This window comes from Burkholderia sp. E168m22 (assembly GCF_001319805.1).
GTDB classification, from domain to species: Bacteria; Pseudomonadota; Gammaproteobacteria; order Burkholderiales; family Burkholderiaceae; genus Burkholderia; species Burkholderia orbicola.
In genome coordinates, this window is sequence record NZ_BBSK01000044.1 from 89,978 (window position 1) to 112,252 (window position 22,275).

21 protein-coding genes are annotated in these 22,275 nt (G+C 66.8%); 11 read left to right on the forward strand and 10 right to left on the reverse strand.

The features are described 5' to 3' along the window. Positions 1-29: 29 nt before the first annotated feature. A complete protein-coding gene (locus AP428_RS12580; protein ID WP_011546390.1) occupies positions 30-581 on the reverse strand; it encodes a cupin domain-containing protein in 552 nt (183 codons plus the stop codon). Between the two features lie 455 nt (positions 582-1,036). Here AP428_RS12580 and AP428_RS37410 point away from each other — a divergent pair, with 455 nt between their 5' ends. The 11 genes from AP428_RS37410 to AP428_RS12630 all read left to right on the forward strand — a co-directional run bounded on the left by AP428_RS37410 (position 1,037) and on the right by AP428_RS12630 (position 13,924). Continuing rightward, positions 1,037-1,219, forward strand: a complete 183-nt coding sequence (locus tag AP428_RS37410) for a hypothetical protein (protein ID WP_006488040.1) — start codon at positions 1,037-1,039, stop codon at positions 1,217-1,219. Between the two features lie 282 nt (positions 1,220-1,501). Then, complete coding sequence (locus AP428_RS12585; protein ID WP_054928128.1) at positions 1,502-2,287, forward strand: gamma-glutamyl-gamma-aminobutyrate hydrolase family protein; 786 nt, start codon at positions 1,502-1,504, stop codon at positions 2,285-2,287. Between the two features lie 28 nt (positions 2,288-2,315). Beyond that, entirely contained in the window at positions 2,316-3,653 is a 1,338-nt protein-coding gene (locus AP428_RS12590) for a glutamine synthetase family protein (protein ID WP_012329373.1), read from the forward strand. 34 nt (positions 3,654-3,687) lie between these two features. Next, complete coding sequence (locus tag AP428_RS12595) at positions 3,688-5,130, forward strand: aspartate aminotransferase family protein (protein WP_054928129.1); 1,443 nt, start codon at positions 3,688-3,690, stop codon at positions 5,128-5,130. 62 nt (positions 5,131-5,192) lie between these two features. After that, positions 5,193-6,308 (forward strand): polyamine ABC transporter substrate-binding protein, encoded by a 1,116-nt coding sequence (locus AP428_RS12600; RefSeq protein ID WP_006477585.1) that lies wholly within the window; start codon positions 5,193-5,195, stop codon positions 6,306-6,308. 188 nt (positions 6,309-6,496) lie between these two features. Then, positions 6,497-7,651, forward strand: a complete 1,155-nt coding sequence (locus AP428_RS12605) for an ABC transporter ATP-binding protein (RefSeq protein ID WP_054928130.1) — start codon at positions 6,497-6,499, stop codon at positions 7,649-7,651. Between the two features lie 10 nt (positions 7,652-7,661). Next, positions 7,662-8,648 carry an ABC transporter permease subunit gene (locus tag AP428_RS12610; protein WP_054928131.1) on the forward strand — a complete coding sequence of 329 codons (987 nt, stop codon included), beginning with the start codon at positions 7,662-7,664 and terminating at the stop codon, positions 8,646-8,648. Next, positions 8,645-9,484 carry an ABC transporter permease subunit gene (locus AP428_RS12615; protein WP_054928132.1) on the forward strand — a complete coding sequence of 280 codons (840 nt, stop codon included), beginning with the start codon at positions 8,645-8,647 and terminating at the stop codon, positions 9,482-9,484. Before AP428_RS12610 ends, AP428_RS12615 begins: the two co-directional genes overlap by 4 nt. 117 nt (positions 9,485-9,601) lie before the next feature. Beyond that, positions 9,602-11,194 (forward strand): DUF3138 family protein, encoded by a 1,593-nt coding sequence (locus AP428_RS12620; RefSeq protein ID WP_011546397.1) that lies wholly within the window; start codon positions 9,602-9,604, stop codon positions 11,192-11,194. A 98-nt stretch (positions 11,195-11,292) separates the two neighbouring features. After that, a complete protein-coding gene (locus AP428_RS12625; RefSeq protein ID WP_054928133.1) occupies positions 11,293-12,597 on the forward strand; it encodes an FAD-binding oxidoreductase in 1,305 nt (434 codons plus the stop codon). A 25-nt stretch (positions 12,598-12,622) separates the two neighbouring features. After that, positions 12,623-13,924 carry an FAD-binding oxidoreductase gene (locus AP428_RS12630; RefSeq protein ID WP_054928134.1) on the forward strand — a complete coding sequence of 434 codons (1,302 nt, stop codon included), beginning with the start codon at positions 12,623-12,625 and terminating at the stop codon, positions 13,922-13,924. A gap of 126 nt (positions 13,925-14,050) precedes the next feature. On the opposite strand, the gene AP428_RS12635 is transcribed toward AP428_RS12630, so the two are convergent. The 9 genes from AP428_RS12635 to AP428_RS12675 all read right to left on the reverse strand — a co-directional run bounded on the left by AP428_RS12635 (position 14,051) and on the right by AP428_RS12675 (position 22,235). Next, on the reverse strand, positions 14,051-14,716 hold the full coding sequence (locus tag AP428_RS12635) for a DUF799 domain-containing protein (RefSeq protein WP_054928135.1): 666 nt from the start codon (positions 14,714-14,716) through the stop codon (positions 14,051-14,053). A 14-nt stretch (positions 14,717-14,730) separates the two neighbouring features. Further along, a complete protein-coding gene (locus tag AP428_RS12640) occupies positions 14,731-15,174 on the reverse strand; it encodes a DUF4810 domain-containing protein (protein WP_054928136.1) in 444 nt (147 codons plus the stop codon). Between the two features lie 80 nt (positions 15,175-15,254). Next, positions 15,255-15,926: a CsgG/HfaB family protein gene (locus AP428_RS12645; protein WP_197285595.1), complete on the reverse strand. Its 672-nt coding sequence runs from the start codon at positions 15,924-15,926 to the stop codon at positions 15,255-15,257. Positions 15,927-16,467: 541 nt separating this feature from the next. Next, positions 16,468-17,823, reverse strand: coding sequence for a glutathione-disulfide reductase (gene gor, locus AP428_RS12650; RefSeq protein ID WP_054928138.1), 1,356 nt, complete (start codon positions 17,821-17,823; stop codon positions 16,468-16,470). A 240-nt stretch (positions 17,824-18,063) separates the two neighbouring features. Continuing rightward, positions 18,064-18,288, reverse strand: coding sequence for a hypothetical protein (locus AP428_RS12655; protein WP_054928155.1), 225 nt, complete (start codon positions 18,286-18,288; stop codon positions 18,064-18,066). A 386-nt stretch (positions 18,289-18,674) separates the two neighbouring features. Beyond that, complete coding sequence (locus tag AP428_RS12660; protein ID WP_011546404.1) at positions 18,675-19,796, reverse strand: porin; 1,122 nt, start codon at positions 19,794-19,796, stop codon at positions 18,675-18,677. A gap of 429 nt (positions 19,797-20,225) precedes the next feature. Beyond that, entirely contained in the window at positions 20,226-20,972 is a 747-nt protein-coding gene (locus tag AP428_RS12665; RefSeq protein WP_027807828.1) for a YoaK family protein, read from the reverse strand. Between the two features lie 58 nt (positions 20,973-21,030). Beyond that, entirely contained in the window at positions 21,031-21,558 is a 528-nt protein-coding gene (locus AP428_RS12670) for a chromate transporter (RefSeq protein WP_006477572.1), read from the reverse strand. Next, positions 21,555-22,235: a chromate transporter gene (locus tag AP428_RS12675; protein WP_054928139.1), complete on the reverse strand. Its 681-nt coding sequence runs from the start codon at positions 22,233-22,235 to the stop codon at positions 21,555-21,557. Before AP428_RS12675 ends, AP428_RS12670 begins: the two co-directional genes overlap by 4 nt. Positions 22,236-22,275 lie beyond the last annotated feature (40 nt).

A 22,275-nucleotide genomic window follows, 5' to 3' on the forward strand; every position in this document is an offset into this window, starting at 1 on the left:
CGGCCTGCAGCGAATGCGGTGACGCGCGGTCAGAAGGTCGCCGGCGAATTGGCCGAGACGACCTCGCAGATCAGTTCCGCGCTGGGATTGCGAAAACGATGCGGCAAACGGCTCTCGAAGTAGTAGCCGTCTCCGGGGTCGAGCAGCCACGTCGCACTATCGACGGTCAGCTCGAGCCGGCCCGACACGACGACACCGCCCTCGTGCCCCGCGTGCACCAGCATCTCGGGCCCCGTGTCGGCCAGCGGCTGATAGATCTCGCGCAGGATGCACATGTTGCGATCCTTCACGTTCGCACCGACCAGATGAAACGCGAGCGACTCGTTGCCGAGGTTCGGCATCTCGTCGCGACGCGACACGACCGCGCGCGATTCGACGAGCTCGAACGTGAAGAATTCCGCGAGACTCATCGGGATGCATTCGAGCAGCTTCTTCAGCGAGCCGACCGACGGGCTCACGCGGCCCTGTTCGATCAGCGAGATCGTGCCGTTGGTGACGCCGGCGCGCTTCGCGAGTTCGCGCTGCGACAGGCCATGCTTGTTGCGCACGAAACGCAGGCGCTCGGCGACTTCGGTGGACATCGATTCGGTTTCGGACACGATAAGTGCGATGACAAAGTGAAACGACGCGGTGGACTGCCGTTGAATATTCTAATCACTTTATGCCGCACATCAGCGGGGAAAACCCTGAAAGGCGTTCGAAATAATGGACACCGTGTCGATTATTCCTTTTATGAATCTTTTGTTTTCACGCTCGGGAAAGCCCTGATGCAGGACCTTAAAAAAACATTTGACGCCGTTATTGGCTCGTATATGCTGGCTCTCAGGTCAGCGTCATCAGGCTTTCACAGGCATCGAAAAGCGTTATCGCAACGCAACAATTCGATGCCCCGGAATGTAAATGATGCGGGGCCGGCACCTTGATTATTTTAAACGCCCAGCGCGTCGAAACGATCGGGTGTTCAATACTTTCAACAAACCAGTCGAGTGTAATCGTGAGAGTCCGTGGCCCTCTGGTGAGGTGGGATCGAGGCGATGTGCGAAGTTTGCGCAGCGCCGTTCCCGCTTCCGACGGCAGTTGCGGCTGGCATAGTCCTCGCCTGCTTCACCTGTCGATCTACACCATCCTGTCCCGTCGTTCCGTTCGGCGCCACAACGCCGTTTCCGCACGCGCATTCGTCGCCGTCGATACCGACGAAGTGGCGTCGCTGCTGCCGTAGCGCCTCTCCTTTCTTCACGTCGTTCGTTTTTTCTGTCGATTCGCCAACCGCATCGTCCGTGCGGTGACGGCACGCGTTCGCGCATGCATTGCCGCGTCGCGTATCGCAATGAAACGAACGACGGCCTGACCGTCGCGCGCAGCGCGGATCGCCACGCCATCCCGTTGCGCCCATTCACCAGCGGCCGTGCGCCTTGCGCCCGGCTGCGGGGTCGTGTCGCGCCTGCGTTTTGCCGCATCCGGCTCGGTGCACGTCACGTCCCTACGGATTACTGAAGACGTCATGGAAAGGAAACCTCTCGTCGGCATCACCGCCGACCTCACCCAGATCGGCGCGCACGCGTCGCATACGGTCGGCGACAAGTACGTCGCCGCGATCGTCGACGGCGCGCATGCGCTCGCGATGGTGCTGCCGGCCCTCGGCGAGCGCCAGTCGAGCGCCGACGTGCTCGACGCGGTCGACGGGCTGCTGTTTACCGGCAGCTACTCGAACGTCGAGCCGCATCTCTATGGCGGCGAACCGAGCGCACCGGGCACGAAGCACGACCCGGCGCGCGACGCGACGACGCTGCCGCTGCTGCGCGCGGCCATCGTCGCCGGCGTGCCCGTGCTCGCCGTGTGCCGCGGCTTCCAGGAGTTGAACGTCGTCTGCGGCGGCACGCTGCACCAGCGCGTGCATGAAGTGCCCGGCTTCGCCGATCACCGCGAGGACGACGACGCGCCGATGGACACGCAATACGGCCCCGCGCACGTCGTGCGCCTGACGCCCGGCGGCAAGCTGCATGCGCTCGCCGGCGGCCGCGACGAAGTGCACGTGAACTCGCTGCACAAGCAGGGCATCGCGCAGCTCGGCTCCGGCCTCGCCATCGAGGCGGTCGCGCCGGATGGGTTGATCGAGGCCGTGAGCGTCGTCGACGCACCGGCTTTCGCGCTGGCCGTGCAGTGGCATCCGGAATGGCGGCATGCGCAGGACCCGCTGTCGAGCGCGATCTTCCGCGCCTTCGGCGATGCCTGCCGCGCCCGCCGCGCCGCCCGCACGCGCGCCATGGCCGCCGCCGCGCTCGCCTGAGCGCGCCCACCAGACAACGAGAACAGACATGCAAGACATCGAAGACTTTCTGAAGCAGCACCGGATCACCGAGATCGAAGCGATCATTCCCGACATGGCCGGCATCGCGCGCGGCAAGATCACGCCGCGCAACAAGTTCACGTCCGGCGAATCGATGCGCCTGCCGCAAGCCGTGATGGTGCAGACCGTCACCGGCGACTATCCGGAAGACGGCTCGCTCACCGGCGTGACCGACCCCGACATGGTGTGTGTGCCCGACACGTCGACGATCCGCCTGATCCCGTGGGCCGTGGACCCGACCGCGCAGGTGATCCACGATTGCGTGCATTTCGACGGCTCGCCGGTCGAGATCTCGCCGCGCTACGTGCTGCGCCGCGTGCTCGACCTGTACAAGGCGAAGGGCTGGAAACCGGTCGTGGCGCCGGAGCTCGAGTTCTACCTGGTCGACATGAACAAGGACCCCGACCTGCCGCTGCGCCCGCCGGTCGGTCGCACGGGCCGCCCTGAAACGGGCCGCCAGTCGTATTCGATCGAGGCCGTCAACGAATTCGATCCGCTGTTCGAGGACATCTACGAGTACTGCGAAGCGCAGAACCTCGACATCGACACGCTGATCCACGAAGTCGGCGCCGCGCAGATGGAGATCAACTTCATGCACGGCGACGCGCTGTCGCTGGCCGACCAGGTGTTCCTGTTCAAGCGCACGGTGCGCGAGGCCGCGCTGCGTCACAACATGTACGCGACGTTCATGGCCAAGCCGATGGAAGACGAACCGGGCTCGGCGATGCACGTGCACCAGAGCATCGTCGACGAGGAAACGGGGCAGAACCTGTTCACGTCACCGGAGACCGGCGGCGCGACGTCGATGTTCTACAACTACCTCGCGGGGCTGCAGAAGTACACGCCGGCGCTGATGCCGATCTTCGCGCCGTACATCAATTCGTACCGCCGCCTGTCGCGCTTCATGGCCGCGCCGATCAACGTGCAGTGGGGCTACGACAACCGCACGGTGGGGTTCCGCATTCCGCATTCCGGCCCGGCCGCGCGCCGCATCGAAAACCGCATCCCCGGTGTCGACTGCAATCCGTACCTCGCGCTCGCGGCGACGCTGGCGGCCGGCTATCTCGGCATGACGCAGCGCCTGGAGCCGACTGAGCCGCTGGTGAGCGACGGCTACAGCCTGCCGTACCAGCTGCCGCGCAACCTCGAGGAAGGGCTGACGCTGATGGCCGCGTGCGAGCCGCTCGGCGAGATCCTCGGGCCCAAGTTCCTCAAGGCGTACTTCGCGCTGAAGGAAACCGAATACGAAGCGTTCTTCCGCGTGATCAGCTCGTGGGAACGCCGCCATCTGCTGCTGCACGTGTAAGCGTGCCAACCGCATACGGAATCACGGAGGAAACATGACTTACCGCAACGAATCTGCCTGGGTCCAGCCGGCCGCGCCGAGCGCCGCGGCCGCCGCGCCGCGCGCGACGCAGGCACGCACGACCGCCGAATACCGCGCGCTCGACGCCGCGCACCACATTCACCCGTTCTCCGACATGGGCGCGCTCAACCGCGCTGGCAGCCGCGTGATCGTGAAGGCCGACGGCGTCTATCTGTGGGACTCGGACGGCAACAAGGTGATCGACGGGATGGCCGGCCTGTGGTGCGTGAACGTCGGCTACGGCCGCAAGGAGCTCGCCGACGCCGCGTATCGCCAGATCCAGGAACTGCCGTTCTACAACACGTTCTTCAAGACCACGCATCCGCCGGTGATCGAGCTTTCCGCGATGCTCGCGGAAGTCACGCCCGCCGGCTTCAACCACTTCTTCTATTGCAACAGCGGCTCGGAAGGCAACGACACCGTGCTGCGTCTCGTGCATCAGTACTGGCGCGTGCAAGGCAAGCCGCAGAAGAAGGTCGTGATCTCGCGCAAGAACGGCTATCACGGCTCGACGATCGCGGGGGGCACGCTCGGCGGGATGGGCTACATGCACGAGCAGATGCCGTCGAAGGTCGAGCACATCGTGCACATCGATCAGCCGTATTTCTTCGGCGAAGCGGCAGCCGGCGAGACGCCCGAAGCATTCGGCCTCGCCCGCGCGCAGCAGCTCGAAGCGAAGATCCTCGAACTCGGCGCGGAGAACGTCGCGGCGTTCATCGGCGAGCCGTTCCAGGGCGCGGGCGGCGTGATCTTCCCGCCGTCGACGTACTGGCCGGAGATCCAGCGGATCTGCCGCAAGTACGACATCCTGCTGGTCGCCGACGAAGTGATCGGCGGCTTCGGCCGTACCGGCGAATGGTTCGCGCACCAGCACTTCGGCTTCGAGCCGGACCTGATCACGATGGCGAAGGGCCTGACGTCGGGCTACGTGCCGATGGGCGCGGTCGGCATTCATGAGCGCGTCGCGCGCCCGATCATCGACAACGGCGAATTCAATCACGGCCTCACGTACTCGGGTCACCCGGTGGCGGCGGCCGTCGCGGTCGCGAACCTGAAGCTGCTGCGCGACGAGGGGATCGTCGAGCGGGTGAAGACCGACACCGGCCCGTACTTCCAGGCGCTGATGCGCGAAACCTTCGCGCGTCATCCGATCGTCGGCGAAGTGCACGGCCACGGGATGGTCGCGAGCCTGCAACTCGCCGAAGCGCCGGCCGAACGCCGCCGCTTCGCGAACGGGGGCGACGTCGGCACGATCTGCCGCGACTTCTGCTTCAACGGCAACCTGATCATGCGCGCGACCGGCGACCGGATGCTGCTGTCGCCGCCGCTCGTGATCTCGCGCCAGGAAATCGATGAACTCGTGTCGAAGGCGAAGAAGGCCGTCGATGCCACCGCCCGGCAACTGGGCGTTTCGTAACGGTTTTGCCTACAGGCGTGCGGCGGGCGCCGCACGCCGCCATCACTCAAGGGAATTCCACCATGCGTGCCTGCATTCTTCGCCAAGCCTGTTCCGTCGCCGCCCTCGCCGCCGCGGCCGCGCTCACGTCGGTCGCCAGCCCGTCGGCGCATGCCGACGAGCTGAACGTCTACAACTGGTCCGACTACATCGCGCCGGACACGATCCCGAACTTCCAGAAGCAGACGGGTATTCACGTCAAGTACGACAACTACGACAGCGACGACACGCTCCAGGCGAAGCTGCTCGCCGGCAGTTCGGGCTACGACATCGTCGTGCCGACCTCGAACTACATGGCCAAGCAGATCCAGGCCGGCGTGTACCAGAAGCTCGACAAGTCGAAGATTCCGAACCTCGCGAACCTCGACCCGCTGCTGATGAAGATGATCTCGGATGCCGACCCGGGCAACCAGTACGGCGTGCCCTGGGCCTACGGCACCGACGGCATCGGCTACAACGCGCAGGCGGTGAAGAAGGCGCTCGGCGACAAGGCGCCGGTCGACAGCTGGGCGCTGGTGTTCGACCCGGCCAACATGGAGAAGCTGAAGAGCTGCGGCGTGTCGTTCCTCGACCAGGCCGTCGACGTGTTCGCCGCCACGCTGCAGTACATGGGCAAGGACCCGAACAGCAAGAACCCCGGCGACTACCAGGCTGCGTTCGAAGTCCTGAAGAAAGTCCGCCCGTACATCACCCAGTTCAACTCGTCCGGCTACATCAACGACCTCGCGAACAACGACGTGTGCGTCGTGCTCGGCTGGTCGGGCGACGTCGGCATCGCGCACCGTCGCTCGGCGGAAGCGAAGCGTTCGTACGACATCAAGTTCTCGAATCCGAAGGAAGGCGGCCTGCTGTGGTTCGACGTGATGGTGATCCCGAAGGATGCGCCGCATCCCGAGGCCGCGCTGAAGTGGATCAACTACATTTCCGATCCGAAGGTCAACGCGGCGATCACCAACACGGTGTTCTACCCGACCGCGAACAAGGCCGCGCATCAATTCGTCACGCCGGCCGTCGCGCAGGACCCGACCGTCTATCCGCCCGAAGACGTGCTGAAGAAGATGGTGCTGATGAAGCCGATGCCGGCCGACATCCTGCGCCTCGAGAACCGTCTGTGGGCCCAGTTGAAGACGGGCCACTGATCGCCATGCATCACGGCGGCGCAGGCATCGCGGTACGCCTGCCCGCCTGAAATTCGCGGACCTCCGTCCGCCCGCGCGTACCGCGCGCCCTGTTCCATCCGGCACGAGCCGTTGCTCGCGAGTCGCGTTGCGCGCCTCGCGCGGGGACGCTCACGCCTGCAATCCGTGAAGAACGAATGGTGACTCCCATGCAATCGATACCCTCTTCCGCTGCTGCACGCCAGACCCAACCGGCCGCCGCGCCCCGTATGCAAAACGACGCATTCGTGCGCATCGAAAACGTCGTGAAGAAATTCGGCGACAGCACGGCCGTCGACAACGTGAACCTGACGATCGCGAAGAACGAGCTGTTCGCGCTGCTCGGCAGCTCGGGCTGCGGCAAGTCCACGCTGCTGCGCATGCTCGCCGGGCTGGAAACGGCCACCTCCGGCAAGATCTTCGTCGACGGCGAGGACCTCGCGTCGCTGCCGCCGTACCGCCGCCCGGTCAACATGATGTTCCAGTCGTACGCGCTGTTCCCGCACATGACGGTCGAATCGAACGTCGCGTTCGGCCTGAAACAGGAAGGCACGCCGAAAAACGAGATCAAGGAGCGCGTGGCCGACGCGCTCGCGCTCGTGCAGATGAGCAAGTATGCGAAGCGCAAGCCGCATCAGCTGTCCGGCGGCCAGCAGCAGCGCGTCGCGCTGGCCCGCTCGCTGGTGAAGCGCCCGAAGCTGCTGCTGCTCGACGAGCCGATGTCCGCGCTCGACAAGAAGATTCGCCAGAAGACCCAGCTCGAACTCGTGAACATCATCGAGAAGGTCGACGTGACCTGCGTGATGGTCACGCACGACCAGGAAGAGGCGATGACGATGGCGAGCCGCCTCGCGGTGATGAGCGAGGGCAAGATCGTGCAGATCGGCTCGCCCGGCGAAGTCTACGAATACCCGAACAGCCGCTTCTCCGCCGAATTCATCGGCTCGACCAACCTGTTCGAGGGGCGCGTGGTCGAGGACGAGCCCGATCACATCTTCGTCGAAAGCGACGACCTCGAAACGCGCATGTACGTGAGCCACGGCGTGACCGGCCCGCTCGGGATGCCGGTCGGCATCTCGGTGCGCCCGGAGCGCATCCACGTATCGCGCGAGAAGCCGGGCTCGAAGCACAACTGGGCGCGCGGCGTCGTCACCGACATCGCGTACATGGGCAGCTATTCGCTGTACCACGTGCGCCTGCCGAGCGGCAAGACGGTGGTGTCGAACCTGTCGAGCTCGCACCTGATGAACGACGGCGCGCCGGCGTGGAACGACGACGTGTTCGTGTCGTGGTCGCCGGCCAGCGGCGTCGTGCTGACGCAGTGAGGACGCCACGATGAGAACCTCCGCTTCCACCCCTTCCGCGCCGGTGTCGACCGGCGCCGCGCGCACCGGCGCGGGTCATGCCCGCCGCGGCCGCTTCGCCGCGCTGTCGCGCTTCCTGCCGTCGGGCCGCGGCGTCGCGATCGGCGTGCCGTTCCTGTGGCTGGCCGTGTTCTTCGCGCTGCCGTTCGTGCTGGTGCTGAAGATCAGCTTCGCCGACCAGGTCATGGGCATCCCGCCGTACACGTCGCTCGTCGAAATCAAGGACGGCGTCGTGCACTTCGCGCTGCAGATGTCGCACTACGCGTTCCTGCTGCAGGACGACCTGTACATCGCGACCTATCTCAGCTCGCTGAAGATGGCCGCCGTGTCGACGGTGCTGTGTTTGCTGATCGGCTATCCGATGGCGTACTACATCGCGCGCTCGGAGCCGAACCGCCGCAACGTGCTGATGATGGCCGTGATGCTGCCGTTCTGGACCTCGTTCCTGATCCGCGTGTACGCATGGATCGGCATCCTGAAGGACGACGGCCTGCTGAACCACACGCTGATCGCGCTCGGCATCATCCACACGCCGCTGCGGCTCTACCACAGCGATGCGGGCGTCTATATCGGCATGGTCTATTCGTACCTGCCGTTCATGGTGATGCCGCTCTATGCGCACCTCGTGAAGATGGACCTGACGCTGCTCGAAGCCGCGTACGACCTCGGCGCGAAACCGTGGGTCGCGTTCACGCGCATCACGCTGCCGCTGTCGAAGAACGGGATCATCGCCGGCAGCCTGCTGGTGTTCATCCCGGCGGTGGGCGAGTACGTGATTCCGGAGCTGCTCGGCGGCGCCGACACGCTGATGATCGGCCGCGTGATGTGGGATGAATTCTTCAACAACATGGACTGGCCGATGGCGTCCGCGGTGACGGTCGCGATGGTGCTGCTGTTGCTGGTGCCGATGGCGCTGTTCCAGTACTACCAGGTCAAGGAACTGGGAGACGCGAAATGATCAAGCCGAGCAAACCGCTGTCGACGGGCGTTCTCGCCTTCGGCTTCCTGTTCCTGTACATCCCGATCATCAGCCTCGTCGTGTACTCGTTCAACGAGTCGAAGCTGGTCACGGTGTGGTCGGGCTTCTCGCTGAAGTGGTACGCGGCGCTGCTGGACGACGACGAGCTGCTGACCGCCGCGTGGCTGTCGCTGAAGATCGGCCTGCTGACGGCCACCGCATCGGTCGTGATCGGCACGTGGGCCGGCTTCGTGCTCGCGCGCTTCGGCCGCTTCAGGGGCTTCACGCTGTACACGGGGATGATCAACGCGCCGCTGGTGATTCCGGAGGTGATCCAAGGGATCTCGCTGCTGTTGCTGTTCGTCGCGCTCGAGCAGATGTTCGGCTGGCCGAAGGGCCGCGGGATGCTGACGATCTGGATCGGCCACGTGATGCTGTGCGTGTCATACGTGGCGATCATCGTGCAGTCGCGCGTGAAGGAGATGAACAAGTCGCTCGAGGAAGCCGCGCTCGACCTCGGCGCCACGCCGCTGAAGGTGTTCTTCGTGGTCACGCTGCCGCTGATCTCGCAGGCGCTGCTGTCGGGGTGGCTGCTGTCGTTCACGCTGTCGATCGACGATCTGGTGCTGTCGGCGTTCCTGTCCGGGCCGGGGTCGACGACGCTGCCGCTGGTGGTGTTCTCGCGCGTGCGGCTGGGGCTGAACCCGGAGATGAATGCACTGGCGACGCTGTTCATCACCGCCGTGACGATCGGCGTGATCGTCGTGAACCGGATGATGATCGCGCGCGAGCGTCGCCGGATGGCCGACTTGAAGGCCGCGTTCGCGGCGGCTTGACCGCTCGTCTCCCGCTTCGAGGATAACAAGCACTGCATGCAAGCAACACGCGCTGCCCCAGGGGGGGGCGCGCGATTCGATCCCGATTTGACAGGCGCACGACTAGGAGAATCCGCAATGAAGAAGAAACTGATCTGCCTGCTGGTGGCCGGCGCGCTGCCGGGCATCGCGCTGGCCGGTTCGACATCCGCCGAAATCAAGGCGCTGCAGGCGCAGGTCGCGGCGCTGCAGAAACAGATGAAGGCGATGCAGGCGCAGCTCGCCGCGAAGCCGGGCGGCGCGGGTGTCGTCGCGACGTCCGGCGCGAGCGGCGGTGCGGCCGGCGGCGGCAACGCCGTCGCGGTCGCCGCCGACCCGGGTTCGCCGGATTACGGCCGCGCACGCGCGACGCTGACCAACGACGAGGTCAGCGAAATGAAGCAGCAGATCGCGAACCAGCAGCTGAAGGTCGACTCGCTGACCGACGCGGCCAACACCGGCCCGCTCGCCGGCCTGTCGGTCACCGGCTACATCGATCCGACCTACATCTACAACCGCGCGGCCGGCACGTCGTCGTTCCTGTTCGCGAACCACGAGAACGCGTACAACTACTTCAACAGCACGTTCGGCGATCTCTACCTCGACATCAAGAAGACCTTCGGCGTCGGCCCGATGGCGCCGTCGGCCGAGATCACGTTGATGCCGAACCGCGGCAACGGCATCACGCTGCTGCAGAACTCGCGCGGCTCGATCACCGACAACCTGCTGAACACGGCGGTGATCAACGTGCCGATCACCGCGGAAACGACGCTGGTCGCCGGCCTGATCCCGAGCTTCGGCGGCTACGAAGTGCAGCAGTCGAACCAGATGCTCACGCTCACGCACAACCTGCTGTACGATTTCTCCGATCCGGGCAGCTACGTCGGTATCGGCGCGAACTACACGAAGGGCGCCTGGGCGTGGAAGTTCTTCCTCGGCAACGAGCAGTACCGCACCTACGGTTCGGTCACGCAGACGGGCACCAATGCGCTCGGCGACCCGATCACCACCAGCAACAAGGTGCCGACCTTCACCGCGCGCGCCGACTACACGTGGTCGAGCGCGCTCGATCTCGGCGGGTCGTTCAACATCGGGCGCCAGACGCTGGCGAGCGCGATCGACCCGACCACTGGCGCCGTCAGCTACGGTCCGGGCGGCGCGGCGCCAAGCGCGTACGGTTCGTTCTTCTTCGGCGAACTCGATGCGACCTACACGCTCGCCGACATTCAGTACAACGCCGAAGTCGACTATGGCCGCCAGCAGCATGCGGCGTTCAACGGCGGCCTCGCGCAGTGGTACGGGCTGTCGCTGCTCGCGCACCGCAAGTTCAACGCGCCGGTGGTCGGCCGCATGGGCGTGACGCTGCGCTACGACCTGCTCGCGAACTCGAAGAACGGCGGGGGCGGCGGCGGTATCGCGCTGAACGGCAACGGGATGGACCCGAGCAACGGCTTTGGCGTCGATGCGGACTGCCTGGCGCAGTCGAAGGCCGGCGGCGGCCTGGGCTTCGAGTGCAAGGGCGCGGTGCGCCAGGACGTCGCGCTCGACCTGCTGTTCTATCCGACCCAGCAGATCACCGTGAAGGTCGAATACCGGCACGACTGGGCGAACAACAAGGTGTTCCTGCGCAACGACGGGTCGTACGGCAAGTCCAACGACCTGCTCGCGACGCAGTTCATCTATTCGTTCTGATGCGGCACGCGCGGGGCGCCGTGCCGCACGCACGGCGTCCCGTGCCGTTTTCAGGGTGGCTGCGTGCAGGGTGCAGCCTTGTCGAGGGAGTCGGTTTCATGACACAGTCTTTTACCCGCCGCGCCGACGCGCTCGCGCGCGACTCGTACTACGAAGCAACGGCCACGCGGCCGTTGGCCGACGATCCGGTCCTCGAGGATGCGATCGACGTCGACGTCTGCGTGATCGGCGCCGGTTTCGCGGGCCTGTCGACGGCGCTCGACTGCCGCGCGCGCGGGCTGTCCGTCGCCGTGATCGATGCGCAGCGGCCCGGCTGGGGCGCGTCGGGCCGCAACGGCGGCCAGGCGATCACGGGCTTCGCGAAAGACGACGTGATCGAGCAGCAGCTCGGCGCCGATGGCGCGCGCGCCGCGTGGTCGCTGTCGCTCGACGGCGTCGCGCTGATCGCCGAGCGCATCGCGCGCTACGGGATCGACTGCGACTTCACGCGCGGCTACCTGACGGTCGCGACGAAGCCGCGCCGCATCGACGACCTGCGCGCGTGGATGAATGCCGCGACGTCGCGCTGGGGCCATCCGTCGCTCGCGTGGCTCGATACCGGCGAGATCCAGGCACGCATTGCATCGACGCGCTATCTGGCCGGCGTGCACGATCCACTGTCCGGCCATCTGCATCCGCTCAGGTACTGCCTCGGTCTCGCCGATGCCGCGCGCCGCGAGGGCGTCGCGCTGTACGCACACACGCCGGCGCTCGACGTCGTGCGCGGCGCGCGGCCCGTGGTGCGCACACCATCGGGCGAAGTGCGCTGCCGCTTCGTCGTGGCGTGCTGCAACGCGGGGCCCGGCGGCGTGCTGCCGGCCGCAACCGCCGCGCGCATCGCGCCGATCGCGTCGTACATCATCGCGACCGAGCCGCTCGGCCGCACACGCGCCGATGCGCTGATCGCCCGACGCGAAGCCGTGTGCGACAACAACTTCTTCCTCGACTACTTCCGGCTGTCGGCCGACCACCGGATGCTGTTCGGCGGCCGCGCGAATTCGGCCGGCGCGTCGCCCGCGGCGCTCGCCGAAGCGATCCGGCAGCGCATGGTCGGCGTGTTCCCGCAGCTCGCCGACGTGCGCGTCGACCACGCGTGGGGCGGCTTCGTCGACGTCACGCGCAACCGCGCGCCGGATTTCGGCGCGATCGATCCGAACTTCTTCTACGTCCAGGGCTTCAGCGGCCACGGCGTCGCGCTCACCGGCATCGCCGGACGCGCGGTCGCCGGCGCGATCGCGGGCGACACACGCGCGTTCGACCTGTTCGCCCGCCTGCGTCACCGGCGCTTTCCCGGCGGCGATGCATGGCGGCAACCCGCGCTCGAACTCGGGATGCTGTATCACCGCGTGCGCGAGCTGTTCTGAGCCCTTTCACTCCGCTTTCCCGATCATGCAGACATTCGCCAACCAGCCGCACGTCGCGTCGTACTACGCGGCGACCGCCAACGACACGACCCGCCACGCGCCGCTTGCCGGCACGACCGACGCCGACGTGTGCGTGATCGGCGCGGGCCTCACGGGCCTGTCCGCCGCGCTCAACCTCGCCGAGCGCGGCCATTCGGTGACCGTGCTCGAAGCGTCGCGGGTCGGATGGGCGGCGAGCGGCCGCAACGGCGGCCAGTTGATCGGCGGCTTCGCGTGCGACATCGACACGTTCGCGCAGTTCATGCCGGAAGGCGACGTGAAGCGGATCTGGGACATGGGGCTCGAAACGCTGTCGCTCGTGAAGTCGCGCATCGCCCGACACGCCATCGACTGCGCGCTGGTGCCCGGCTACCTGACCGCGGCCAACACCGAGCGCGACGCCGATGCGCTGAAACGCTGGCGCGACGAAGCCGCGAAGCGCTTCGGCTACGACCGCTTCCACTTCGTCGAAGCCGACGAACTCGGCGACTACGTGCAGTCGGCCCGCTATTGCGGCGGCCTGTACGACCCCGACAGCGGCCACCTTCATCCGCTCAATTACACGCTCGGCCTCGCGCGGGCGGCGACCGACGCGGGTGTGCGCATCCACGAGGACAGCTGCGTGACGCGCGTGCGCGACGTGGCGGGCGGCCACGTCGTCGAGACGAGCGGCGGCAACGTGCGCGCGCGCTTCGTCGTGCTCGCCTGCAACACCTACATCGGCACGCTCGCGCCCGCGCTGTCGAGGAAGATCATGCCGGTCGGCACCTACGTGATCGCGACCGAGCCGCTCGGCGAAGCGCGCGCCGCCGCGCTGATGCCCGCCCGCGCGGCGATCTGCGACAGCCGCTTCGTGCTCGACTATTTCCGGCCGGCGCCCGACACGCGGCTCGTGTGGGGCGGCAAGGTCAGCTATTCGACGCGCGAGCCGCGCGATCTCGCCGCGGCGATGCGCGCCGACATGCTGAAGACGTTCCCGCAGCTCGCGGACGTGAAGGTCGACTATGCGTGGGGCGGTTTCGTCGACATCACGATGAACCGTGCGCCGCACTTCGGCCGCATCACGCCGACCACGTACTTCGCGCAGGGGTTCTCGGGGCACGGCGTGAACACGACCGCGCTCGCGGGCAAGCTGATCGCCGAGGCGATCGACGGCCAGGCGAGCCGCTTCGACCTGTTCGACAAGATCCGGCATCGCGACTTCCCCGGCGGCGAGGCGCTGCGCACGCCGGCGCTGGTGCTCGCGATGAGCTGGTACCGGCTGCTGGATGCGTTCGGCGTGCATTGAGCCCGTCGGCCGCCGCGATGCCGATGCACGAGAAAAAACGGCCGCGCTCGCGCGCAGCCGTTCGATCGGATCGCGGCACGCCGACGCAACGGACACCAGCCGGTGCCCGCGCGCCGCATGCGCCGGTCAGTCCGTGCCGTACTTCGGCGAATGCGGGCCGTACAGCAAGCCGGCCGGCGGCCCGGCCGACAGCAGGCGGCCGCTCGTGAACGCGGCGACGTCGTGGCTCTGGTCCATCAACGTATTCGCGATCTGCTTGACCGCGGCCACCACCAGCATGCCGATCAGGCCGCCGCCGCCGTTGTTGCCGCCTTCGTCGCTGCTCGCGCTCGCGTGGCCTTGCCACAGCACGTCGCCGGTGCGCAGATCGACGAGCTTCGCCGATGCCGACACGACCGTCGCGCTCGCGAGAATCCGGTAGACGGTGCCGTACTGCGACACCTTCGAATACAGCGCGGCGTCCGCGCCGAAAATCTCGCGCAGCTTCGCGGGCGGCGTTTCCTGGATCTCGGCCGCATTGGTCAGGCCGTTCTGCTTGAAGGTCTCGTCCATCACGGCAACCGGCACGACGTAATAGCCCGACTCGGCGAGCGGCAGCGTCATCTGCGACAGCAGCCCGTAGGTCGCGCCGACGTCGGAGGTTTCGTTGACCGGCGGCAGCACGAGGATCGAGCGCGGCTGGCTCTTCTTGAACGCCGCGTAATCGGGCCGTTTCACCGGCTGCGCGCAGGCGCTCAGCAGCGCGACGAGCGACAGCACGGACAGCAGCTTGAATGAGAGGGTCTTGAACATGGCTGGCGCGTCGCTCACTGTTTGGCGGTGGTCGGATCGGCGTTCTTCTGGCCGGCGACCGTCTGGTCGACAGCCTTCTGGCCGGCTGCCTTCGGATCAGCCGCCTTCGGCGCGCCGCCTTTCTTTTTCAGCAGGAAATCCATGTAGGCCGCGGACTCCGGAAACAGCTGTTTCTCGGCCTGCAATTCCTGTTCGGCCTGCTGCTCGCTGCCGATGCTCGCGTACAACATGCCGAGATGCGCATGGAAGCCCGGCGGCGGCGTATGCCCCTTGCCGCGAATGTCCTGCAGCGCTTTTTCGAGCGCGTCGATCTGCTCCTGCGGCGACTTCTGCCCCTTGAAGTATTCGTACACCTGCGGCTGATAGCCGGTCCACTGATAGAGCGGCGGCGTCGAGCTCGCGCAGCCGGCGAGCAGCAAGGCGGCGGCCGTCGCCGGCAGCCAGTTACCCCGTTTCATGGTCTTTTCTCTTTTGATGTCGTGGTGAATCGTGCGAGCGCGGCGCCGGCCCCGGCGCCCGCTGCGGCGGGTTGCGACGCTTACTGCGCGACCTTCAATGCGCCGGCGTCCACCTGCTCGGCCAGATGGTTCACGGCTTCCTGGATCGCGAGATCCAGCACCTTGCCGTTGAGCGTCGAGTCGTAGCCGGCCGTGCCGCCGAAGCCGATCACCTCGCGGTTCGACAGGCTGAACTCGCCCGCGCCCTGGCTCGATGCGACGACTTCCGACGTCGTCGTGTCGACGATGTTCAGGTTGACCTTCGCGTACGCAACCTGCGTCTTGCCGCGGCCGAGAATGCCGAACAGCTGATGATCGCCGACGTCCTTGCGGCCGAACTCGGTCACGTCGCCGGTCACCACGTAGTTCGCGCCCTTCACGGCCTGCGCCTTCTTCATGAAGCCCGCTTCCTGCCTGATCTCGTCGAGGTTCTCGCGATCGAGCACGTTGAAGCGGCGGCTCTGCTGCAGGCGCGTGACGAGGATCGTCTTCGCCTGTCCGCCGAGGCGGTCGATGCCGTCGGAGAAGATGCCGCGCATGTAGCTCGAGCGGTTGTCGAACTTGCCGACGGCGATCGCGACGGGCGTGCCCGCGTACGGCTTCTGCGCGCTGCCGACGGCCGGCACGTCGAGCGTGCGCGACGATTCGGTCGCGCAGCCGGACAGCGCCGCGACGACCGCTGCCGCCACGAGGACGGTGCGTCGTGTCTGAATGTTCACTGCGGGTCTCCTTGCTGGAAAAGAGGGCACTGCGCGGGGCACGCGCACGCGTTCATCGCCGATTCGGCGATTGCGGCAAGTCATGGAGGAACGCGCGCAACGGATGCGTTACGGCGAAAAGCGGATGGGTAATGCGATACGCGCCTGCATCGCGCGCACGGATGATTCCGTTATTCTGATTACTGCGCTGTTGATCGCGCATGGTCGGCCCCGTATATGATTTTTCGCGATCATATCAAGCCTGTTTATCAAGACGGCCTATCTTGATAATAATTGACGATTTTCACGCTTATATCGAATAGGCGATCCATTCACGCGTAAAGCCTTGCAGGCATGGGCTCGCGCGACACGCGATCGATACCCGCCGGTCGTCCGTGTCGATATCGGCGGATTAACGATCGATCCGGCGATACCGACACACGTTAATCCGCCTCTTCGATCCGAACGATCGATATCTCGAAAATACGCCGTTCGGCATGCCGACCGCACGCGCGCGTGCATCGGTGCAAACGCGCGCGTGGTTTCACGGTTCCCGCTAATCGGCCACCTTCTGCCGCATCGTCACGAATTCCTCGGCCGCGGTCGGATGAATGCCGATCGTGTCGTCGAACTGCGCCTTCGTCGCACCCGCGCGAATCGCGATCGCGATGCCCTGGATGATCTCGCCCGCCTCGCGGCCGACCATGTGCGCGCCGACCACGCGCTGGCTGTCGCGCGCGACGACGAGCTTCATCAGCGTGCGCTCGTCGCGGCCCGACAGCGTGTGACGCAGCGCCTTGAACGACGTGCGGTAGATGTCGACGTCGCCCAGCGTACGACGCGCATCGGCTTCGGTCAGGCCGACCGTCGCGACCTCGGGCTGGCTGAACACGGCCGACGGCACGTACGCGTGGTCGACCGCCACGCGCGACCCGCCGAACAACGTGCGCGCGAGCAGCCCGGCGTCGCGCGTCGCGACCGGCGTGAGCTGCGGCCGCGACGTGACGTCGCCGATCGCGTGAATCGACGGCACCGACGTCGCCGAATATGCATCGACGGCAATCGCGCCGCGCGCATCGAGCAGGATGCCCGCCTGCTCGAGCCCGATCCCGTCGACGTTCGGCACGCGGCCGGTCGCATAGAGCACCTGATCGTACGGCCCGTGCCGCGCGTCGCCGACCTGCACGAACAGCGTGCCGTCATCCGCGCGCTCGATCGATTCGATCACCGCGCGGGCATGAATCGTGACGCCCTGCTTCGTCATCTCGTCGGTGAGGAATTGACGCACGTCGTCGTCGAAGCCGCGCAGGATTTGTTCGCCGCGATAGAACAGCTCGACGTGGCTGCCGAAACCGTTGAAGATGCCCGCGAACTCGACCGCGATATAGCCGCCGCCGACCACCGCGATGCGTTTGGGCAGCGCCGCGAGCGACAGCGCCTCGCGCGACGTGATCGCATGCTCGATGCCGGGCCGCGGCGGCAGCGACGGCCGCGAGCCGGTCGCGATCGCGATGTGGCGCGCGCGGATCGTACGCTCGCCGATCGCGACGGTATGCGCATCGACGAGCGTCGCGCGGCCGGCGTGCATGTCGACGCCCGATTGCCGCAGCAGGTTGATGTAGATGTCGCTCAGCCGGTTGATCTCGCGATCCTTCGCGGCGATCAGCGCGGACCAGTCGAGCGTGCCGGCGCCGAAGGTCCAGCCGAAGCCCTTCGCGTCGTCGACTTCGTGCGGGTAGTGCGACGCGTAGACGAGCAGTTTCTTCGGGATGCAGCCGCGCAGCACGCAGGTGCCGCCGATCTGCTCTTCTTCCGCTATGCCGACGCGTGCGCCGTATGACGCGGACATGCGCGCGAGCCGCACGCCGCCCGAGCCGGCGCCGATGACGAACAGGTCGTAGTCGAAATCCATCGCATTCCCTCATCGCAGTTCGGATGGGGGGACGATAGCAAGATTCGGGAATTCGTGCGGCGCGTGGGGCGTGCCGCGCGCCCAATAAAAAACGGCGAGAGACGAGGCCTCTCGCCGGTCAAACCGGCTGGCGGTTGTGCCATGCGTCACCGATCGACCGCATGCCCGACCTGCCGATTGCGCGGCACCGGCCGGCCCGGCGCGCGAAGGGCGCGCCCGCGGCCCGACCGGCCGCCATGCTCATGCCTGCGACGTGTCGCTGCCGTCCGTCGCCTGCGTATCGTCCGCCTGCTGCGGCTGCTCGTCCGTCTTCTCGAGCATGCCTTCGATCGCCTCGGCGCCCTTGAAGCCGGCGACGGCCGCGGCCGCCTTGGTCAGGAGGCCCGCATCCGGATCCAGCTTTTCCGCGCCTTCGACGGCGGCGACCGCGCCGGCGATCTCACCCACGACATTCAGGATACCCATCGTCATCCCCTTTCAAGAAAATCGTGAGCGCATCGTCCCACGAAAGAAACCGGCGGACCGTGTTTGTCATCGCCGGATACACAAGTTACGCACCAGGCCGGCCGCGCTCGCGAAGCGCCACCGGAACGACGCACGCGCACGCCGGACGGCATGCCACGCGCGATGCACGCAGCGTAGCGGAAAGCCTGCGCGCGGACTGTAAAAGTATGTTCTGGATTGCCGACGGATCGCTTACGGCGCGGGACTTCCGCAATGGAGCGGCCGCCGAATAGTCGTGTGCGCGTATGAAGCTCGCATTGAAGCTCGCGTGACGAAAAAAAAGAGGCGCCTCGCGGAGCCTCTTCGGTGCGTGCCGGGCGAAGCCAGCGCGTGCGTTCCGACGTTCGTCAGAAGATATTGCGCAGGCCGATCGCGATGCCCGTCTGGTTGCTGCGGCCGGGCAGCTCGACGTTCGCCGCGCCGTTCGTCTTGTTGAAGTCGACGGTGCCGTAGATTTCGGTGCGCTTGCTCAGCGCGTACTCGGCGATGCCGACGATCGCGTAGCGGTTGCCGCTCGCGAGCGTGCCGTTCGTGGTCATCGCATTGCGCATGTGGTCGTAGTAGAACGCGCCCGTCAGCGTCAGCGGCGCGCTGACCTGCCAGCTCACGCCCGCGAACGGACCGTCGTCGATCCGGCCCGTACCCTTCGCGACCGGAATCGACTGCTGCGCGAGCAGGCTGTCGACGAAGCCCGTATCGTCCTTCGAGCGCAGGTAGCCCGCGTAGATCTTCGCCTTGCTGAACGCGTACACGACGTTCGCGTGGTAGATCGTCTGCTTGCGCGCCGAGTTGTCGCTGTTCTGCTGCGCACCGGCCGCGATGCTGAGCGGGCCCATCACGTACGACAGCGACACGCCCCACGCATTGCCCTTGCCGAGCGAACCCGGAATCTGGCCCGAGAAGCCGCCGGCGCCGGTCGATTCGTAGTTGGTGCCGGTCGAGTACATCGCCTTCGCCGTCAGGCCCTCGAACTTGCCCGTGTACTTGATCTGGTTGTCCGCATACAGGCCGCCGCCGAGTGCGACCGGCAGCCACGCGTTTTCGAGGTAGTTGCCGACCGTCAGAGGATCGTAGGTGTCCGACAGCAGGTCGAACAGCGGCGTCTTCTGGCGGCCGAGGGTCACCGTGCCGTACGGGCTCTGCAGGCCGACGTACGCCGCGCGGTTGAACAGGCGGCCGCTGTCGGCGAACGCGCCGTTCTGCAGGTTCACGCCGCTCTCGAGGTTGAACACGGCCTTCAGGCCGCCGCCCAGGTCTTCCGTGCCGTAGATGCCGAAGCGGCTGTTCGTGATCGCGCCGTTGGTCATCGACAGCAGGCCGTCGTTCTTGGCGTTGGCGTTGGTCAGGTAACGAATGCTGGCGTCGGCGACGCCCCAGAGCGTGACCGAGCTTTGTGCTGCTGCGTACTGGCTGGCGAAGGCCAGCGCCGCGCCCCCTGCGATGACTGCGAGTCGGGTGGTCTGCTTCATGAGCTTTCCCTTTTGTAGGTGTCTCCATTCATGGCCGGCCGCGTGCGCAGCCGGGTGGCGATCGCACACGTTCATGGCGTGCGCGATGTGGGCTGAATCATAAGACCAGTGCGAACGCTGAAAGAAATTGAAATACGCGGCAATCGCGCGATTGTCGTCCGGGAACAACGTTTCCCGCGCCGGGCCTGTCTCGCGCGAGGGCGGGAGGGTGCGCGACGGCGCCGGCGGGCACGTGCGGCGCTGCAAGGTTCGGCGATGGTGCGGTGCGGTGCGGCGCGGCGCGGCGCGGCGTAGTGAAATGGTCGGTGCGATCGTTGCGATCGGCTCACTGCTCACTGCTCACTGCTCACTGCTCACTGCTCACTGCTCACTGCTCGCTGCTCGCCGCTTGCCGCTTGCCGCTTGGGGTTGTCCGATTGCCGCCTGCCGTCAGGCCGTCTGCGCCGCCCCGTCGCTGCCGGCGCCCGCGTCGCCGTTACCGTCCTCGCCGCCCGCGCCGCCGTTCCCCGCGCGACGCCACGCCCGCCGCACGATCTCCGCGAACGCGCCGACGAGCAGCAGCACGGCGCCCCACAGCGCGATGTCCGGCACGAGCCGCGTCACGAGGCCGCCGACCACCGCGCCGGCCAGGAAACAGAAACTGATCGTCGCGAGCAGCGCCGAGTCGTGCAGCGCCCCCGCGTCGTAGCGCGGGATCAGCCCGACGAACAGCTTCTGCGCGGCACGCCGCAGGTTGCCGGTCGTCATCACCGACGTGTACGACAGTTCCTCGAGATGGGTGAACGACAGCGTCTGCAGCGTCGCGACGAACGAGATGCCCGGAATCAGCCATGCGCTCGACGCGCCGACGAGGCCGCTCGCGGCGACGCCGAGAAACGCGATTTCGACGATCAGGCTCACGAACGCCGTATGCCGCATCCAGCCGCGCCCCGCGGCGAGGCCGAGCAGGTGCGCGACGAACACCGCGAGCACGAAGCCGCCGAGCGGCGGTACGTGATGCAGCGCCGCGGCCCATTCGCCGGCCGACAGGTTGATGCCGAGCAGCGCGACGTTGCCGGTCATCGTGTTCGCGAACACGTGGCCGTGGCCGACGTACGTGTACGCGTCGAGATAGCCGCCGGACAGCGTCAGCAACGCGGCGACAGTGAGATTGCGGCTGGCGCCGTCGAGATCCATCGATCCTCCCGTGAAAAGTCGCGCCAGTATCGCGCACGGGAGGGCGGTTGTGCGCAGCTCACTGCCCGATGCCCGTGAGCCCGATCAGCGCGCCGCCCGCGAGCAGCCACAACGGATGGATGCGCGTGCGCCACGCCAGCACCGCGCACGCGGCCGTGATGCCCCACTGGATCGCGGTGCGGTTCGACGCCTCGGAAATCAGCACCGCGCTTGCCGCGACGAGCCCGGCCGTCACCGGCATCATTCCCTGCTGCACGTAGCGGCGCCACGGCCGGTCGCGAAAGCGCTCCCACGCATGCAGCGCGAGCACGGTGACGATCGACGACGGCCCGAACTTCGCGAGCGACGCGACCAGCAGCCCGGCCCAGCCGGCCACATGCCAGCCGACCAGCGACACGATCATCATGTTCGGCCCGGGCGCCGCCTGGGCCAGCGCGAACAGCGCGGTGAACTCGTGCGCGCTCATCCAGTGATGCACGTCGACGACCTGCCGCTGCATCTCCGGCAGGATCGTGTTGCCGCCGCCGAACGCGAGCAGCGACAACTGACTGAAGATCGTCGCGATGGCGATCAGCGTATCGCTCATGGCCGGCCCTCCCGTTGCGAGCGGGGCGCGTCGGGCGCACCCTGCGTGCCGGGTGCGGCAGCAGGCGCCGGCCGCGGCGTGCCCGCGTCGCGACGGCGCGACGCGAACCAGATGCTGACAGGCGTCAGCACGAGCATCGTGGTCAACAGCGGCATGCGCAGCACCGCGATCGCGACGAACGCGAGCGCCGCGATCGCCGCCGCCGTGCGCGGCGCCCGAAGCAGCGGCTTCGCGACCTTCACGGCCATCGCGACGAGCAGGCCGGCCGCCGCCGCGGCAAGCCCCGCGAACAGGTGCTGCACGCGCGGATCGTTCTGCGTCTTCGCGTACAGCACGCCGAGCGCGACGACGACCAGCGTCGGGCCCGCGATCAGCCCGAGAATCCCGGCAAACGCACCGGCGACGCCGCGAAAGCGCATGCCGACGGCGACCGACAGGTTGATCACGTTGCCGCCCGGCAGGAACTGGCACAGGCCGAGCAGATCGGTGAATTCGTCGGCGGAGAGCCACTTGCGCTCGTCGACGATCGTGCGCCGCGCGAACGGCAACGCGCCGCCGAACGACATCAGGCCGAGCGACAGGAAACCGGTGAACAGCTCGGCGAGGCCGACGCTGCGAGGAGACGCGCCAGGCGGCGGGGAAGCGGGCGGCGAGTCAGGCTGAAAAGCGGATTGCATGGGGCTCCTCATCAAACGGTGAAGCGAGGTTACCGCCGTT